Raw genomic sequence first — 16407 nt, 5'->3', positions numbered from 1 at the left:
CCTGCCGCCGGTCCGATGGACTGGCATGGACGGCGGATGGGGTCAGCGCAGCATGCGCCCGCACCTCCAGCGGCGGGCCGCCTCGTACCATGCGCGCATGGCCCACCTCCCCGCCCCGCACGCGCCCGCCGCGTTCGGCCTTGTCCTCTCGAGACGCCAAGCCCTCGCGCTGCTCGCGGGCGCCGCGGCACGCCCGGCGTGGGCCCTGCCGCCGCGCCAGCTCGCGTTCCCGCGCGACCACGGCGCGCATCCCGGGTTCCGCACCGAGTGGTGGTACATCACCGGACACCTTCGCGCGGGCACGGGGCGCGACTTCGGCTTCCAGGTGACCTTCTTCCGCACGCGGGTGGATGCGGCGCAGGCCATCGAGTCCCGCTTCGCGGCCCGGCAACTCATCTTCGCTCACGCGGCCGTGACCGACCTGGACGGACAGCGGCTCCTGCACGACCAGCGCATCGCGCGCGCAGGCTTCGGCATCGCCGAGGCGGCCGAGGACGACACGCGCGTGCGCCTGCGCGACTGGCAGCTGGAACGCGGGCAGGACGGGCGCTACCACGCGCTCGTTCCGGCCGAGGGCTTCACCCTGGACCTGCGCTTCGAGCCGACCCAGCCGCTGCTGCTGCAGGGCGCGCAGGGCCTCTCGCGCAAGGGGCCGCAGGCCAGCCAGGCGAGCTACTACTACAGCCAGCCGCAGATGCGCGCCTCGGGGCTGCTTCGCGTGGCCGGCCGCGAATTCGAAGGCACGGGCCGGGCCTGGCTGGACCACGAATGGAGCGAGGAACTGCTGCACCCCGATGCCGTGGGCTGGGACTGGGTCGGCATGAACCTGGACGACGGCGGCGCGCTCACGGCCTTCCGCCTGCGCCGCGCCGACGGCAGCGCCGTGTGGGACGGTGGCTCCTTCCGCGCGCCGGGCCAGCCGGTGCGCGCCTTCGACGCGGGCCACACCGTGTTCACGCCGATCACATGGTGGACCAGCCCGCGATCCAAGGCGCGCTACCCGGTGACCTGGCGGCTCCAGTGCCCCGCCGGCGACTTCACCGTGCGCGCCCTCCTGGTGGACCAGGAACTGGACAGCCGGGCTTCCACCGGCGCGGTGTACTGGGAGGGCCTGTCGGAACTGCTCGACGCGCAGGGCCGGCGCGTGGGCACCGGCTACCTGGAGATGACAGGTTATGTTGGGCCGCTGCGCCTCGGGGGCTGAAGAATCGGTGGACCTTCAACTGCCTGCGACAACAAATGGAACGCACGCCCAAACGCACGACCTCCTCCAGCTTCGCACCGCAGCGCGCTACGCCGCCTGCACCCAGCGCGCTGCAGGTGCTGCGACCCGAACTGGCACGCTTGTACACAGGGGAGAAGGTGGCGCTTGCCGCAGTCGCCCTCCTGGGCCACGCCATGTACGACAAGCCCTTGCCTGCTGAATTCGAGTCGCTACCCGGCAAACTTTCGCCGGCAGCGAAGAAGGCCGTGGAGGCGCTGCGTCCGGTCAGGAAGCACTTGGAAGTGCCAGGCCTTCCGGCGAAACACTACCTTGCATTCACGAACACCTGGGGACCGCAACGCAAGCTCTCGGAGCGCATGCCGGTTGCAGTTGCAGCGCTCGTGCCGCCGGCTACGCAGCAACGGGATCGCAAAGGCACCGAATCCGCCGGGCCCGAAGTTGCCACCGAGGCACGACAAGCGCCCGAGACGGCTGTGCCGCCTTCGGAGATCTCGCCCGCGAGGGACGCGCACGAGCAGCACTCAGAAGGTGTGAAGGAATCGTAGCGAGCGGGTCGAGGTGGCGCGGAGCATCGCAGCCGTACTTGGGTACGGCGAGAAGCGCAGGCGCCAGATCGGGCCGCGCAGTAGATTCATTCGCACCTTCTAGGCGCTGCGCCGCTTGCGCAGGCTGCTGAGGTTCGGCGGCGCCTCCATCGTGACGCCCGCATGGAGCCGCACGCGCAGCGACAGGTCGGTCTTGGAATCCGCATGCTCCAGCGCCTCTTCCAGCGTGATGTCGCCGCGCTGGTACAGGTCGTGCAGGCTCTGGTCGAAGGAATGCATGCCGACCTCGTTGGACTTGGCGATCACCGCCTTCAATTCGTCCACCTCGCCCTTCTGGATCAGCTCGGAGATGTAGGCCGACAGCAGCATCACCTCGGTGGCCGGCACGCGCCGCCCGGCCGTGCCCTGCACCAGGCGCTGCGCGACCACGCCCTTGAGGTTGAGCGACAGGTCCATCAGGATCTGACGACGGCCCGTCTCCGGGAAGAAATTGATGACGCGCTCGATCGCCTGGTTGGCGTTGTTGGCGTGCAGGGTGGAGACGCACAGGTGACCGGTCTCGGCGTAGTGCAGCGCGTGGCGCATGGTCTCCTCGTCGCGGATCTCGCCGATCATGATCACGTCCGGGGCTTCGCGCAGCGCGCGGCGCAGCGCCTCGCTGAAGGAGCGCGTGTCCAGCCCCACCTCGCGCTGGTCCACGATGCACTTGCCGTGCTCGTGGATGAACTCGATGGGGTCCTCGACGGTCAGGATGTGCCCCGCGGCAGTGCGGTTGCGATGCTCCAGCATGGCGGCCAGCGTGGTGGACTTGCCCGAGCCGGCCGAGCCCACCACCAGCACCAGGCCCTGGCGCAGCATCGCCAGGCGCTCGACGATGGCCGGCAGGCGCAGTTCGCCCACGCTGGGTATTTGGCTCTTGACGTGCCGCACCACCATGCTCACTTCGCCGCGCTGCACGTAGACGTTGAAGCGGAAGCGCCCCAGGCCGTTGACGGTCAGCGCCAGGTCGCATTCCAGGTCACGCTCGAAGTCACGGCGCTGGTTGTCCGACATGGCCGAATAGGCCAGGCGCTTGACCGCCCCCGACGCCAGCGTGGCCGAGCCGACGGCGTGCATGCGCCCCTGGATCTTGACCGTGGGGTGCGCCCCCACCGTCATGAAGAGGTCGGACGCATCCACGCGAACCATGTAGTGGAGGAACGCGCCGACATCCGCGGCCAGCACGGACGGCAAGGCGGCCGCCTCGGTGAACTGATACTGCATCTTGACCTCGAATCGCCGTCCTGGGAGGGGGCGGCATCAGGGACTGAAACGCCGACGCGTGCCATGCGGCACGGGTCGGCGCATGAAGAGACATTCTAGGAATGCCTCAGCCATAACAAGAAGGGAGGAGCTGGATTCTGTAGCGATGTTCCGACGATGACCTACAGAACGAGAACCAAGGAACTAGGCAATGACCCGCACCACGCCCATCATCCCGCCGTCCTGGTGCTCCAGCACGTGGCAATGCAGCATCCAGTCGCCCGGGTTGTCGGCCACGAAACCGATGTCCGCGCGCTCATCCGGCGCGAGCAGCACCGTGTCGCGCCACTCCCGCCATGGCGTCGGCCGGTCGCTCCGCGCGAGCACGCGGAAGGCATGGCCGTGCAGGTGGATGGGGTGGAACCAGCGCGTGTCGTTGTGCAGCGTGAGCACGCAGGACTGGCCGCGCCGCAGCGTGAGCAGCGGTGCGTCGTGCGCGTGCGCCGCACCGTGGCCGGCCGAGACCACGCCATTGATGGCCCAGGCCTTGCCCTGCCGCAGCAGCTGCATCATGGGCACGGCCTGCCCATCCAGCAGGGCGCGGTGCATGCCGCTCATCATCCCGCCTTCGAAGCGCAGGGTGTGGCGCACGGCGCCCTGCAGCTGCGGCTCGGCCAGGGGGTTGGGCGCGAGCGCGACGGCCGCAGCCATGGGCGCATCACGCAGCGCCGCCGGCCCGTACACCAGCTGCAGCAGGTCGAAGGCCTGGCGGGGGTAGAAGTCGTCGAAGACCGCATGCCGCTCGCCCGGCCGCCCGGTGGCGTCGAGCAGCAGGTCGCAGCGGTTGCCCGGTGCCAGCACGACGCGCCCGCGGGGGGGCGCATGCGGCGTGACCGGATGGCCGTCGAGGGCGATCACCTGCGGCGCGTGGCCGTCGAAGCCCAGCGAGAAGATGCGCGCATTGGCCACGTTCACCAGCCGCAGCCGGATGCGCTCGCCGCGGCGCAGCGCCAGGTCGGCCGGGGCGGCGCCGTTCACGCTGATGGCGTTGCCGATGCGCCCGGCGTGCGAGATGTCGTGCGGGCTGCCGAAGCTGTCGCTGAGCTGGCCCGTGGGCGACAGGCGCCAGTCGTCCAGCGCCCAGGCGATGTCGCGATCCACCCGGGGCGGCTCGCGTTCGTCCACCACCAGCAGGCCGTGCAAGCCGCGCTCGACCTGCTCGCTGCTGCGCAAATGCGAGTGGTACCAGTAGGTGCCGGCGTCCGGCAGCTCGAACTCGTAGAGGAAGGACTCGCCCGGCCGCACCGGCGGCTGCGTGAGGTGCGGCACGCCGTCCATGGCATGCGGCACGCGCAGCCCGTGCCAGTGGATGGTGCTGTCCTGGGGCAGCGCGTTCTCGAAACGCAGGCGCAGGCGCTCACCCTGCCGATAACGCAGCAGCGGCCCGGGCACGCTGCCCTCATAGCCCCAGGCGGTGATGGCCGGGTGCGCGCTGCCGCGCAGCGGATGGGACAGCGGCGCCGCGCGCAGCACGCGCACACCGCCCTCCTGCGCCATTGCGGGCAGGGGCAGGCTCAGCGGCAAGGCGGCGGCCAGGAGGCACTGCCGCCGCGTCAGTCCGGTCGCGCGGGTTTCGGGCATGCGGGCCAATATAGCCGCGCGGGACGGTGGCTACACTGCCGGCCATGCCAAGCCCGAGTGCGCCACCGGCCCAGGACGCCCTGCCCCGGGCTTCACCCCGCGCGCTCTCGGGGCTGCTTCCCTTCCTGCGGCCCTACCGTGGCCGCATCGCGCTGGCGGGCTTCTTCCTGGTGATGGCCGCCGCCGCCACGCTGGCCTTCCCGGTGGCGCTGCGCGGCCTCATCGACACCGGCGTGGCCGCCGCCGACCGGGGCGAGCGCCTGCTCGCGCTGCGCGAGCACTTCCTCGCGCTCTTCGGCGTGGCCGTGGCCCTGGGCCTGTTCTCGGCGGCACGCTTCTACCTGGTCAGCTGGCTGGGCGAGCGCGTCACCGCCGACCTGCGGGCCGCCGTGTACGCCCACGTGCTGCGGCAGAGCCCCGAATTCTTCGAGACCACGCAGACCGGCGAGGTCATCTCGCGCCTGACCACCGACACCACCGTGGTGCAGACCGTCGTCGGCTCCTCGCTGTCCCTGGGCTTGCGCAACACGGTGATGGGCCTGGGTGCGCTGGGCATGCTGGTGTGGACCAACCCCTGGGTCATGACGCAGGTGCTGCTGGTGCTGCTGCTGGTGGTGCTGCCGGCCATGGCCTTCGGGCGACGCGTGCGGCGCCTGTCGCGGGCCAGCCAGGACCGGGTGGCCGACTCCAGCGCCATCGCCGCGGAGGTGCTCAACGCCGTGCCCGTGGTCCAGAGCTACACCGCCGAGGCGCGCGAAGCGGCGCGTTTCGAGGGCGCCACCGAACGGGCCTTCGCCACCAGCGTGCGCCGCAACCGCGCCCGCGCGCTGCTGGTGGCTTTCGTCATCATCGGCACGGCGGCCCTGCTGCTGTGGGCCCTGTACCGCGGCACGCAGGCCGTGCTGGCGGGGAGCATCAGCCCGGGCCACCTGGGGCAGACGGTGGTGTATTCGGTGATCCTGGCCGGCGCGGTGGCCGTGCTGGGCGAGGTCTATGGCGAGCTGCTGCGCGCGGCGGGCGCGACCGAGCGGCTGATGGAGCTGCTGCATGCGCGCAGCACCGTGCAGGACCCGCAGCCCGCGCGCGCGCCGGGCGTGGCCGCCGCCGGCAGCGCGGTGCGGTTGGAAAAACTGCGTTTCTCGTACCCCTCGCGGCCGGCGACGCCGGCCCTCGCGGACCTGTCGCTGTCCATCCGCCCCGGCGAGACCGTGGCCCTGGTGGGCCCGAGCGGGGCCGGCAAGAGCACGGTGTTCCAGCTGCTGCTGCGCTTCTACGACCCGCAGCAGGGCCGCATCCTGCTGGACGGCGTTCCCATCCGCGAGCTGGGCCTGCAGGCGCTGCGCGCGCGCATCGGCGTGGTGCCGCAGGAGCCGGTGATCTTCTCGGCCAGCGCCATGGAGAACATCCGCTACGGCCGCCCGGGTGCGAGCGACGAGGCGGTGCGCGCCGCCGCCCGCGCGGCCTTCGCCGACGGCTTCATCGAGGCGCTGCCCGGCGGCTGGGACAGCTTCCTGGGCGAGCGCGGCGTGCGCCTGTCCGGCGGTCAGCGCCAGCGCATCGCCATCGCGCGGGCCATGCTCAAGGACGCGCCGCTGCTGCTGCTGGACGAGGCCACCAGCGCGCTGGACGCCGAGAGCGAGCGCGTGGTGCAGGCCGCCCTGGAGTCGGCCATGCGCAACCGCACCACGCTGGTCATCGCGCACCGCCTGGCCACCGTGCAGCGGGCCGACCGCATCGTGGTGCTGGACCACGGCCGCATCGTCGAGACGGGCACGCACGAGGCGCTGGTGGCGGCCGGCGGCACCTACGCCGGACTCGCGGCGCTGCAGTTCATGGCCTAGGACTTACCCGCAAGCCCCTCCAGCTTCGCCGCCCGCTGCATCGGTGCGAACGCGCCCGCCCACGTGGCCCTGCAGGACCCTCGCGGTCCAGCGTGGTCTGCACCCGTTGCAGCCGCTGCGCGTCAGCCGTGTTGGACACCGCGGGATTCGCTTCGAGGAGCAGATGGCCTCGTCGAAGGTCTGGAACACGCTCTGGCGGCCCGCGGGCACGATCTGAGGCTTCGCACCCGGCCGTTACAAAAAACATAACTGGCGGGCACACAGATACCTTACATACAGATACACTTCCGGCAGTTTTGTTGCAGGAAGTGCCATGTCCCCTTTCAAGCGTGTTGCGACGGCGGCCGTGAGCGCCCTGTCCCTGTCTTTCCTTGCCGCTTGCGGCGGGGGCGGGAGTGATCCGGTCCTGCCCATGGCCGACCCGGTCGCCTCGTTCGCCGGCGGACCCGAAGCCAGCTACAGCCCTGGCGAAGCCGTGGCGATCCGCACCGACCCTACGGAGCCCGGTGATGTCGTCGTCGAGGTGGACGGCATTCGCGTCGAGGTGCTGCATTCCGCCACCCCCGGCACCCCCGGCGACTCCGGCGCGGCTAACACCGGCGGCGAGCCGGACGCGAGCACCGGCAGCACGGGCGAAACGGGCGGCAACACGGGCGAACTGATCGTCGTGCTTCCGGCCGATCTCACCCCCGGGACGCACGCCCTCACCCTCACGATCCGGGGCAAGACGATCACCTTGCAGCTCGAAGTCGGGAACCCCTCGACGGGCGGCAGCAGCGCACGGGACCTCGTGGCGAGCCTCATCGAACAGGCGGTCGCGCAGCTGCAGGCGCACCTGGCGCAGAACCCCGGCGACACCGCGGCCGCGGCCCTGCTGGCGCAGCTGACGTCCGCCGCACAAACCCTGGAGCAGATGACCGATGCCGAAGTGGAAGCCCTCTACCAGCAGCTGATGGCGAACGCATTGCCGCCGTCAGACCTGCCCGGATCGTGCGTGGCCGCCAAGTCGAACTTCGAGGCCCGGATGAAGGCGATGCTGCGCTCCGCGCGCCTGGCGGCCTGGCTCGCACAGCGACATGCGGAGAACGGCGCCAAGGGCTCCAACCTGCCGGTGCTGCTGGCGCAGGCCAGGATGGAAGAAGCCACGCGCCGCGTGCTGGCCTATGCCGCGGCGGCAAGTTCGCTGTGCGGCGAGGACAGCCTCACCCGCGAAGCCGAACGCGGCAGTCGCGCCAATGGGCGCAGCAACCGCGCCGCTGCCGGCGGGACGCGCTGAGACACGGGCCCGCCCGGGGGGGATGAGCGGGCTCGCTTGGCTTCGGGAGCAAGGGGTGTGTGGCGTCGCGCTGGATGACGCGCCTCAGGAGCGGTCGGCCGTCACTGCCGGTCACCGACGAACAGCAGCCCCGCGGTCTCCTGCGCATCCGCCACCGTGATGTACAGCCGTTGCAATGCCGCCGGGTGGTGGAACGCCAGTCCGGTGAACGGCTGATCAGGGAAAGCGCAGGCCGGCCCGACGAATCGCAGAGACACTGCGAACACATGATTGCCCTGAGCGGCCGTGAGCTGCCCCGAGAGCGCACATTGGGCAGGATCACCTCCCCCGCGCAACTGGCCATCTTCGGAGAGCGTGAACACCCCAGGTGCACCGAACGAGGACTGGGCGTTGTAGCGGCCTGCGACCGACTGCAACATGGGCGGCGCGCCGTAGTACGCCAGGTATTTCAGGAGCAGTGGTTCGGCGGCCCCGCCGGCTTCCTGCGCAGTACCGACCATCGACTCGGCATCGACGCCGGCAGCCAGCTGCGAGTCCAGCGCCGCGGCGCCGAACGGATAGCTGCGGGTGCGCGAGGTGAACCGGGTCGCGCTCAGCTCACCGCCGCCCTGGATGAAGCCCGCGAGCATGGTCTCGTCGCCAGGCGGGGAGAACAGCAGTGAGTGGCGGCCATCCTGCAGGATGAAGCCGAAGACGACTCGATCGCCCAGGGTTCCCAGCCAGGAGCCGCCGGTGGACACGCGCTGTTCGGGCGTGGGACCGCTGGCAATGGGTTGCGCCTCCTGTCCCGCCAAAGGCGCCGCGGCCTCTCCGGTCGGGTCGCCACCGCCGCCGCCACACGCGGCCAGCACGATCAGACCCGCCACCATGAGTCCGCGCTGCAGTGCAGGTTGCCATGTACGCATGAAACATCCCCCTGAGCTGCCCGAGCCGGGCCTGCGAGCAGTTTTGGGGGTGAATCTCTTGCTGTTGGCAACAGCGCCGTAACGACCCCGACGAGATGTATAGGCTGGGCTGAGAGTCGCGCGGCAGCAAGCCGGTGGCGCCTAGGGGGTGGGACAGCGCATGTAAGAGCTCTGCAGATGACTCCAGACGGCGTCGGCGTCGAACGGCGCCACCAGCGCGTTCTGCGGTGATGCCCTTGCGGACAGCGCATCAACCCCGTGCTGGATCATGTAGCGGGGAAGGTATTGCGGCACGCCAAGCTGTCGCACCTGGGCGCAAAACGCTTGTTGCTGCCTTCGGTCTTCGCCGGCCAGGCGCTTGACGCCGGCGGCGAGGCGCTCGCGATCGGAGGCGCTGAAGGCGCTGGTGGTCTGGATGATCAGGGCTCTGCCGGCCCCGTGTGCGGAGGGATCGGCCACGCGTTTGGCATCAAAGCGGGCGTACACGCCGGCCAGCACGAAGAGCCGGGCGGCGCGGTCGAACTCCCGTGCCTGGATGCACGCACGCACGGCGGTATGCAGGTCGGGCGGCGTCATGGTCGGGCGCGCGTCGGCGAGGTCGATACAAGGAAGCTGCTGCGTCGCGGCCAGGCTGCCGGGCGCCTCGTAGTTTGTGATGTTCGCGCGCGGCGCGGAGCCGGGTTGGGAGAAGGCCAGGGTCGGCGCCAGCCAGAGCGCCAGGAGCAACTGCTTGTTCATGCGTACAGGGGAAAACCGGCGGGCGCTCTCGGCGAAATGCAGGCGCGGGAACATGCCAGTTCTTTGGATATGCCCACGCCGGCCGGCGCAGGCCTGATGAAAAAACCCGCGCCAGGCGCGGGTTGTTAGGGAAGCACGGGGTGCCGTGCGGGGGTCAGAGCCCGCTGCCCGTCGCGCCGGTGGGCGGCACGGTGGTCACCGTGCCGAACAGCGCCTGGCCCACATAGAGCTCGCCAGACTCGGTGATGCGGATGCTGGTGCTCACGCCGCGCGACGCCAGGCTGCCCAGCACCAGCTGCGCATTGACGGAAGCCGGCACGCCGGTCGCGGCCACGCCGCGCGCCTTGATGTCGATCTGGCAGGGGTCGATGCGCACCGACTGTCCCACGGTGCCCAGCGGATGGCCCGCGCCGAAGGTGGTGCTTTGCACGGTGAAGATGCAAGACCCGTAGGTGGTGCCACCGCTTGCGGTATTGCCGCCGGCGCTCACGGCGAAGCTGGAGCCGCTGGTGAAGGTCAGGCTGGTGGCCACGCCGCTGGTGCCCAGCGCCGCGACACCCGAATCGAAAGCGAAGGTCTCGTTGGCGAAGGCCTCCGTGGTCGACGAATCCGCGTTGACCTTCACGTCGGACGAAGCGACCTGCGGGGTTTCGCTGCCGCCGCCTCCGCAGGCGACAAGGCCCAGGGCCAGGATTGCACTCAGAACGACAGAAAGGCTCGACTTCACGGGATTCCTCAGGAATGTTGCAGGGGATGCGGGTCCAGCGCGCCGGCCGCGTGAACGCGTCGCACGCCAGTCTGAATCGGTGGGTACTCTACCGTAGCGCTGTACGCGCTCCCGGCAAGTTCGCTACGGCTGTTGTAGCGAAGGCACAGGCGCTTGAATGCGGTGGGGCTCAAAGACTGTGGGCGAGTCCCCGGCCTGCCGGCTCTCCAGGCAACCAGCATGCCATCGGCGCCGACTGCAGGCGTCCCTCGGCGCCCTGGGCGTGGGCGTGCCCGCGCTCGAAGAGTCGCGCGCGCAGCACCTGCGAAGCCGCCGGTCGGCTGGATGCCGGCACGCCCGGCGGGCGGGCGCTCGGCCAGGCCTGAAGCCGCCATGCGCTTCTGAGAACCTTGTCGTCCGACTGACAGGACCGGAAACCCCGGATACCTGCCCACGGCGAAGTCTGGTCAGCTCGTGGTTTTCCCACGCCACGCGCCCGACCCATGCCCGACGTCTCCGCCGCCTTCCAGGCCCTCTACGACGGCATCGCCGCCCACCTGAACGTGGACACGCAGGTTCTCGCGCCGGACGAGCACGGCGTGGTCGGCTTCCAGCTCATGCAGGAAGGGGCGGCCTTGCAGGTGGTCCAGACGCCCGAGGGCACGTCCCTGCTGCTGATCGCCGACCTGGGCGAGCCGCCCGAGGGAGACGCCGCCGCGGTGGCCGACGCGCTGCTGGACGCCAACTACCTGCTGCTGGAGCCGGGCGCGCCGACGTTCGGCCGCAACCCGCTGACGCGGACGTATACCGTGCAGTGCGCGCGGCCGCTGCAGGGGCTGGGGGCGGACGAGCTGCTGGCGGCGGGGCAGCGGCTGGGCATGCTCGTGACCTTGTGGAAGCGTGGTGGGCTGCACATGGAGCGACTGCGGGAAGGGGGTACGCGGCCGGTGGGCGCGGTCCTTGCTTGAACGCTTTCTTCTTGCTTTCGGGAGCGGCGCATGGAAGGATTGCGAGGTACAGGAGGCCCTGGCCGGCCGGGTCGCGGTGGCCCTGACGATCTGCGCGACTTCAAGCGCAATGCGCAGGTCAACTCGAGGCGCCGAATCGAGCGAGAGCGCCAGGAAGCGACAGCACCCCGAGGGGGCCCACCGAGGCGCGATGTCCCGCTGACCCCCTCGGTCGCTTCGGCGCATTCGGCCGCCCGACCGGATTCGTCGACGCCGTCGCAGGAAGACTTTCAGCCCGTGTTGTTCCGTGGCCCCTCCCGCCTGCGCGTCCTGGACGTCCACAGCCCGGAGGGTCGGGATCATGCGCGGCTGCATGCCGCGGCGGAGCGCCCCGTCCTCGCGACCACGCTGGTCCTCATGCTGCGCGAGCTCTTCGTCGTCGGGGCCGCGACCCAGGTGGCCGCCGCCATCCGCGGCACGATCCGTTCGCAGCTGTGCGACGAGGCGCAGGAATGCACCTGGAGCGACTTCAAGCTGGTCGCCGGCCTCGTCTTCTTCGTCGTGCTGCCGCTGTACATGCTGTCCGGCTATCGGGGTAGTCGGGTCGGGACCGGCGCCCTGCGCCCCGACCTGCGCGAGGGGCTCGTTCCCCGGGCCTTGCAAAGTCTTCCGCCGATCGCCTTCGTGACGGCCATGACCCTCACGTACCCGAGCAGCGGCCTGCCCGGTGCCGTCGCCGTGACGGCGCGCGCGGTGGGGCGCCTCGTGCAGACGACGATCCGCGACGTCGGCACCCAGGTGTTCACGCGTCACTCCCATTTGCGAGCGAACTCGCTGTATCCGGGCCACAACCTGGAGGTGCGGGACGCGCATGACATTCCCGTGCCCAGGGCCAGTCCGCTCTACGCCAGCTACGTGTCCGACAGGCTGCTCATGGCCACCGGCCTCTACACCGTGGTGGCCGTCGCGGGGGCGCTGATCACGCCCGTTCTCGCCGAAGCCATGGGGACCGTTCCGGCGCGCGGGCGCTTCCACGCCTGGTACCCCGAGGAAGCCGCCACGGCTCTCGTTTCGACCGGCGTGGAGATGCTGGACATCGTCGTGGGTGCGTTCGCCACGCACTGGGCCGCGAGGCGCCACAGGCTGCAGCTTCAACTGGACAACGCCGCCCCGCCCAACCATTCCGTGCTGCGCGACATCCTGGACCATGCCTCGCTGCGCACGATGATGACGGCCCCGCTCGACTTCGCCGGCGCGGTGAACGACGTGGTCGCCTACGCGTCCGACAACGGCATCCCGCCGCCCGAGGAGCTGCGGTTCATCATGCCCCTGGCGCAGTACCTCGCGCGGATCCTCTCGGGGGTGCTGCTCGGGGCGACCGAGATCCGCGGCTACCTCGCCAAGACCGGGCGCGACGCCCTCATGGCGTCACCCGCCAGTCGGTCCGGTTCACCGGCCACGCCGGCGAGTTCCCTGGTCACGCCCACCTCCGGTCGCCCGCGGCCGCAAGCGATCCGCACCCGACACGCAGTCGTCCCCGTCTTCACTCCCGCTCCGGTGCCCGGTCGCGCCGTCCGCGTGGCAGTGGAACGCGAGGCGCAGCGTGCCGTGCCAGACGAGGGCGACGGGCTCGGGCCGCGCCCCCCGGGAGCCGTGATCCCCATGCAGCGCCTCGATATGGCGCTGGCCGCGGGGCCCCGCCGAGCCGACCGTCGCGGCGCAGCCGAAGAGGCGCCCCATGCCGGGCAGCGGCTGCGGTCCTACCGCGAGCGTAAAGGCCTGGCTCAGCAGGACACGAAGCGCCCGCCCGCCTGATCCCCCCTGCCCCGCTCACCAGTCCTTCAGCCGCGCCCGCAGCCGCGGATGCGCTGCTCGCGCGTGCCCGGCTCCACCCAGGTGGCCGGCAGGCCGAAGGCCGGTCGGTGGTGGCGGTGCCGGGCAGCGCGATCTTGATGTGCCCGGGGTTGACGGCCAGCCCAGGCCGCCTAGGGCCGCCTAAGCCGCCCGCGCCTGCTGCGCGTTCGCGCGGAACCACGCATAGGCGTCGCGCAGGCCCTCGTCGAGACCGATCGACGCCTCCCATCCCAGCCCGCGCAGGCGGCTCACGTCCAGCAGCTTGCGGGGCGTGCCATCGGGCTTGCTGGCGTCGAACACCACCCGGCCTTCGAAGCCGGTGACGCGGGCCACCGTCTCGGCCAGCTCGCGGATGGTGCAGTCCTGGCCGGTACCGACGTTGACGTGACTGAGCATCGGCTGCGTCGCCGCGCGCCAGGTGGCTTCATCGAGTTCCATCACATGCACGCAGGCGGAGGCCATGTCGTCCACATGCAGGAATTCGCGCATCGGGCGGCCGCTGCCCCACACCGCCACCTCCGGCTCGCCACCTTGCACCGCTTCATGGAAGCGCCGCAGCAGCGCGGGGATGACGTGGCTGTTGTCCGGGTGGTAGTTGTCATGCGGGCCGTACAGGTTGGTCGGCATCACGCTGCGGTAATCGCGCCCGTGCTGGCGGTTGTAGCTCTCGCACAGCTTGATGCCGGCGATCTTGGCGATGGCATAGGGCTCGTTGGTGGCCTCCAGCGTCCCGGTGAGCAGCGCGTCTTCGCGCATCGGTTGCGGCGCGAGCTTGGGGTAGATGCAAGAGGAGCCGAGGAACAGCAGCTTGCGCACGCCGGCCCGGTGCGCGGCCCCGATCACGTTCGCCTGGATCAACAGGTTGTCGTGGATGAAATCCGCCGGGTAGGTGTTGTTGGCGTGGATGCCGCCCACCTTGGCGGCGGCCAGGTACACCTGGTCGATCGGATGTCGCCGGAAAAACGCCTGCACCGCGGCTTGGTCGGTGAGGTCCAGCTCGGAGCGGGTGGCAGTCAGGATGTCTTCGTAGCCGAGCGCCTGCAGGTGCCGGACCAGGGCCGACCCGACCATGCCCCGGTGGCCTGCGACGAAAACCCGGGTGGTAGCGCGCGCGATCATGTTGTTCTCAATTCCAAGACGAAGGCGCCGAGGATATCGCGTGAGAAGGCCATCGCATGCGCACGCGGGGCGGCAGCGCCACCTGACCGGCAGCTTGTCACGCTTGTGCGGCGGCACAGCGCCCCGCCAGTGGGCCCGCTACTCGATGGCAACCCAATCGATCCGCAACGAGCAAAGTGCCAGCGTGCCGTGCGACGTTGCTCACCGCCAGGGACCCTCGAGGGCCGCCTGGAAACGTCCGTCCGGTGCGTGCGGACTGGGTCGTTGCCGGCAGCTCCAGAACGAGCCTCTCCCCGTGACGGTCGGCGTCTGGCCGAAAGCCACCGCGCACACACGGCTGGCCGCGTCCGGTCACCCCGCTCGTGGCCGAGATGCCCCGCGACGCTGGCGGGGCGAGGTTCAGGCGGGGCGAAGATCTGGTGGGGCGAGGATCAGGTGCGGCAAAGCCGGGCGGCTCGGCTGGCGCCATGCCGCCGGGAAACACCGGTCGCAAACCGACGCGACTGCCCGCGCCGACGCTCAATTGGCAAGTGACGGACCGAAGGCGGAGTTGCGCGCTTCTGCTGCTGCCGAACGCGTGCGCTGCGGCAGCAAATCCTCGACCTGCCAGCTCGCGCCGCAGTCTGCGCAGACGCAGCTACGGGCCCAGTCGTCCATCGCCTGGGCATGGTGGCGGCGCTCGATGGGCCGCATGACTGCCGAGACGAGACCCAGTACAGCCGTGCCAGCGAGCCACCAGGGTGAAAGCACCACTGCCGGCGCCACCGATGCAAGCGCGGTCACACCAAGCCGCTGCGCCCCGCGAGGCGCGGCCGGCGGTGCAACCTCGGGCGCACCACCACCTCCTTGGGCGTGCAGCACGCCGACAAGCTCGCAGCGGTTGCCATGGCAGGAAGGGCATTGCATCGTGAAATGGGGCTGGGTCCGGGTGGGCGCGCGCTCCTGGCGGCGGGCGCGGACTTGTAGATGAGCTAGCCTCACTTTGCCACAAGGCCCGCCCCAAGGCCAGCGCGCGCGCGCGGGGTGCGTGGTCGCATGTTGTCCTGATCCCACAGCGCATGCGGAGCGTTACGCATTGATCCCATTTCTGGAACGGAGACGAAGGCGCCCTGCTGAGCTACCGAGATAATGGCGCCCCGGGAAGGCACAGGCACAGCTTCGCAAGCGTGCGCTGCGGCATCCCGCATTCCTTGTATTCGGGTTCGCGAGGCACTTGTTGAAAAAAGCACTGATCACCGGCATCACGGGCCAGGACGGCTCTTACCTGGCCGAACTCCTGCTGGAAAAGGGCTACGAAGTCCACGGCATCAAGCGGCGCGCCTCGCAGTTCAACACGCAGCGCATCGACCACATCTACCAGGATCCGCACGTCGAATCGGCCCGCTTGAAGCTGCACTACGGGGACCTCACGGATACCAGCAACATCATCCGGATCATCCAGCAGACGCAGCCCGATGAAATCTACAACCTGGGCGCGCAAAGCCATGTGGCGGTGAGCTTCGAGTCGCCCGAGTACACGGCCGACGTGGACGCCATCGGGACGCTGCGCATTCTGGAAGCGATCCGCATCCTCGGCCTCGAAAAGAAGACGCGCTTCTATCAGGCCAGCACCTCCGAGCTGTACGGCCTGGTGCAGGAAACCCCGCAGAAGGAGACCACGCCCTTCTACCCGCGCAGCCCCTATGCGGCGGCCAAACTCTACGCCTACTGGATCACGGTGAACTACCGCGAGGCCTATGGCATGTACGCCTGCAACGGCATCCTCTTCAACCACGAGAGCCCGCGCCGCGGCGAGACGTTCGTGACGCGCAAGATCACGCGCGGGCTGGCCAACATCGCCCAGGGCCTGGAGAGCTGCCTCTATATGGGCAACCTGGACGCGCTGCGCGACTGGGGGCACGCCAAGGACTACGTGCGCATGCAGTGGATGATGCTCCAGCAGGACCACGCGGACGACTTCGTCATCGCCACCGGCCTGCAGTACACCGTGCGCCAGTTCATCACCTGGAGCGCCGCCGAGCTGGGCATTTCGCTGCACTTCGAAGGCCACGGCGTGAACGAGCGCGGCTACGTCATGGCAATCGAAGGCGACAAGGCGCCGTGCCTGAAGCCGGGGGACGTGGTGGTCTCCATCGACCCCCGCTACTTCCGGCCGACCGAAGTGGAGACGCTGCTTGGCGATGCGACCAAGGCGCGCGAGAAGCTCGGCTGGGTGCCCGAGATCACCACGCAGGAAATGTGCCGCGAGATGGTGGCCGCCGACCTGCAGGACGCCCGTCGCCACGCCTTCCTCAAGGCCCACGGCCATTACGTTCCGGTCTCCATGGAGACGTGATTCGGCGCCCTCCGATTGCACGCTGCCTCCCTG

Annotated in this window: 14 protein-coding genes; 7 read left to right on the top strand and 7 right to left on the bottom strand. The window is 70.0% G+C overall.

What is annotated here, in order from left to right:
• Nucleotides 1–97: 97 nt before the first annotated feature.
• Together EZ242_RS00215 and EZ242_RS00210 are read left to right on the top strand one after the other, a co-directional pair.
• A complete protein-coding gene (locus EZ242_RS00215; RefSeq protein WP_135283107.1) occupies nucleotides 98–1204 on the top strand; it encodes a lipocalin-like domain-containing protein in 1107 nt (368 codons plus the stop codon).
• Nucleotides 1205–1239: 35 nt separating this feature from the next.
• The gene (locus tag EZ242_RS00210; protein WP_135283106.1) at nucleotides 1240–1770 is read left to right on the top strand and encodes a hypothetical protein; all 531 of its coding nucleotides are present in this window, start codon (nucleotides 1240–1242) and stop codon (nucleotides 1768–1770) included.
• A gap of 99 nt (nucleotides 1771–1869) precedes the next feature.
• On the opposite strand, the gene EZ242_RS00205 is transcribed toward EZ242_RS00210, so the two are convergent.
• Nucleotides 1870–3033: a PilT/PilU family type 4a pilus ATPase gene (locus EZ242_RS00205; protein WP_276606526.1), complete on the bottom strand. Its 1164-nt coding sequence runs from the start codon at nucleotides 3031–3033 to the stop codon at nucleotides 1870–1872.
• Between the two features lie 183 nt (nucleotides 3034–3216).
• On the bottom strand, nucleotides 3217–4653 hold the full coding sequence (locus EZ242_RS00200; protein WP_135283105.1) for a multicopper oxidase family protein: 1437 nt from the start codon (nucleotides 4651–4653) through the stop codon (nucleotides 3217–3219).
• A gap of 44 nt (nucleotides 4654–4697) precedes the next feature.
• Between EZ242_RS00200 and EZ242_RS00195 the strand changes: the two genes are divergently transcribed.
• Together EZ242_RS00195 and EZ242_RS00190 are read left to right on the top strand one after the other, a co-directional pair.
• Nucleotides 4698–6494 (top strand): ABC transporter transmembrane domain-containing protein, encoded by a 1797-nt coding sequence (locus tag EZ242_RS00195; protein WP_135283104.1) that lies wholly within the window; start codon nucleotides 4698–4700, stop codon nucleotides 6492–6494.
• Nucleotides 6495–6906: 412 nt separating this feature from the next.
• The gene (locus EZ242_RS00190) at nucleotides 6907–7770 is read left to right on the top strand and encodes a hypothetical protein (protein ID WP_135283103.1); all 864 of its coding nucleotides are present in this window, start codon (nucleotides 6907–6909) and stop codon (nucleotides 7768–7770) included.
• Between the two features lie 101 nt (nucleotides 7771–7871).
• On the opposite strand, the gene EZ242_RS00185 is transcribed toward EZ242_RS00190, so the two are convergent.
• The 3 genes from EZ242_RS00185 to EZ242_RS00175 all read right to left on the bottom strand — a co-directional run bounded on the left by EZ242_RS00185 (nucleotide 7872) and on the right by EZ242_RS00175 (nucleotide 10140).
• The gene (locus EZ242_RS00185; RefSeq protein ID WP_167784584.1) at nucleotides 7872–8639 is read right to left on the bottom strand and encodes a hypothetical protein; all 768 of its coding nucleotides are present in this window, start codon (nucleotides 8637–8639) and stop codon (nucleotides 7872–7874) included.
• Between the two features lie 177 nt (nucleotides 8640–8816).
• Nucleotides 8817–9467: a hypothetical protein gene (locus tag EZ242_RS00180; RefSeq protein WP_135283101.1), complete on the bottom strand. Its 651-nt coding sequence runs from the start codon at nucleotides 9465–9467 to the stop codon at nucleotides 8817–8819.
• A gap of 100 nt (nucleotides 9468–9567) precedes the next feature.
• Nucleotides 9568–10140 carry a hypothetical protein gene (locus EZ242_RS00175; RefSeq protein ID WP_135283100.1) on the bottom strand — a complete coding sequence of 191 codons (573 nt, stop codon included), beginning with the start codon at nucleotides 10138–10140 and terminating at the stop codon, nucleotides 9568–9570.
• A gap of 482 nt (nucleotides 10141–10622) precedes the next feature.
• Here EZ242_RS00175 and EZ242_RS00170 point away from each other — a divergent pair, with 482 nt between their 5' ends.
• Nucleotides 10623–11087, top strand: a complete 465-nt coding sequence (locus EZ242_RS00170) for a type III secretion system chaperone (protein ID WP_135283099.1) — start codon at nucleotides 10623–10625, stop codon at nucleotides 11085–11087.
• A gap of 276 nt (nucleotides 11088–11363) precedes the next feature.
• Nucleotides 11364–12881: a hypothetical protein gene (locus tag EZ242_RS00165; RefSeq protein ID WP_135283098.1), complete on the top strand. Its 1518-nt coding sequence runs from the start codon at nucleotides 11364–11366 to the stop codon at nucleotides 12879–12881.
• 180 nt (nucleotides 12882–13061) lie between these two features.
• Here the strand turns inward: EZ242_RS00165 and fcl are convergent, their stop codons facing one another.
• Together fcl and EZ242_RS00155 are read right to left on the bottom strand one after the other, a co-directional pair.
• On the bottom strand, nucleotides 13062–14039 hold the full coding sequence (fcl, locus tag EZ242_RS00160; protein ID WP_135283097.1) for a GDP-L-fucose synthase: 978 nt from the start codon (nucleotides 14037–14039) through the stop codon (nucleotides 13062–13064).
• 519 nt (nucleotides 14040–14558) lie between these two features.
• Nucleotides 14559–14822 carry a hypothetical protein gene (locus EZ242_RS00155; RefSeq protein WP_167784583.1) on the bottom strand — a complete coding sequence of 88 codons (264 nt, stop codon included), beginning with the start codon at nucleotides 14820–14822 and terminating at the stop codon, nucleotides 14559–14561.
• A gap of 433 nt (nucleotides 14823–15255) precedes the next feature.
• Between EZ242_RS00155 and gmd the strand changes: the two genes are divergently transcribed.
• Complete coding sequence (gene gmd / locus EZ242_RS00150; RefSeq protein WP_135283095.1) at nucleotides 15256–16374, top strand: GDP-mannose 4,6-dehydratase; 1119 nt, start codon at nucleotides 15256–15258, stop codon at nucleotides 16372–16374.
• The last annotated feature ends 33 nt before the right edge of the window (nucleotides 16375–16407 follow it).

The organism is Ramlibacter rhizophilus, assembly GCF_004681965.1.
Classification (GTDB): Bacteria; Pseudomonadota; Gammaproteobacteria; order Burkholderiales; family Burkholderiaceae_C; genus Ramlibacter; species Ramlibacter rhizophilus.
This window is presented reverse-complemented; position numbering and strand designations above follow the sequence as displayed.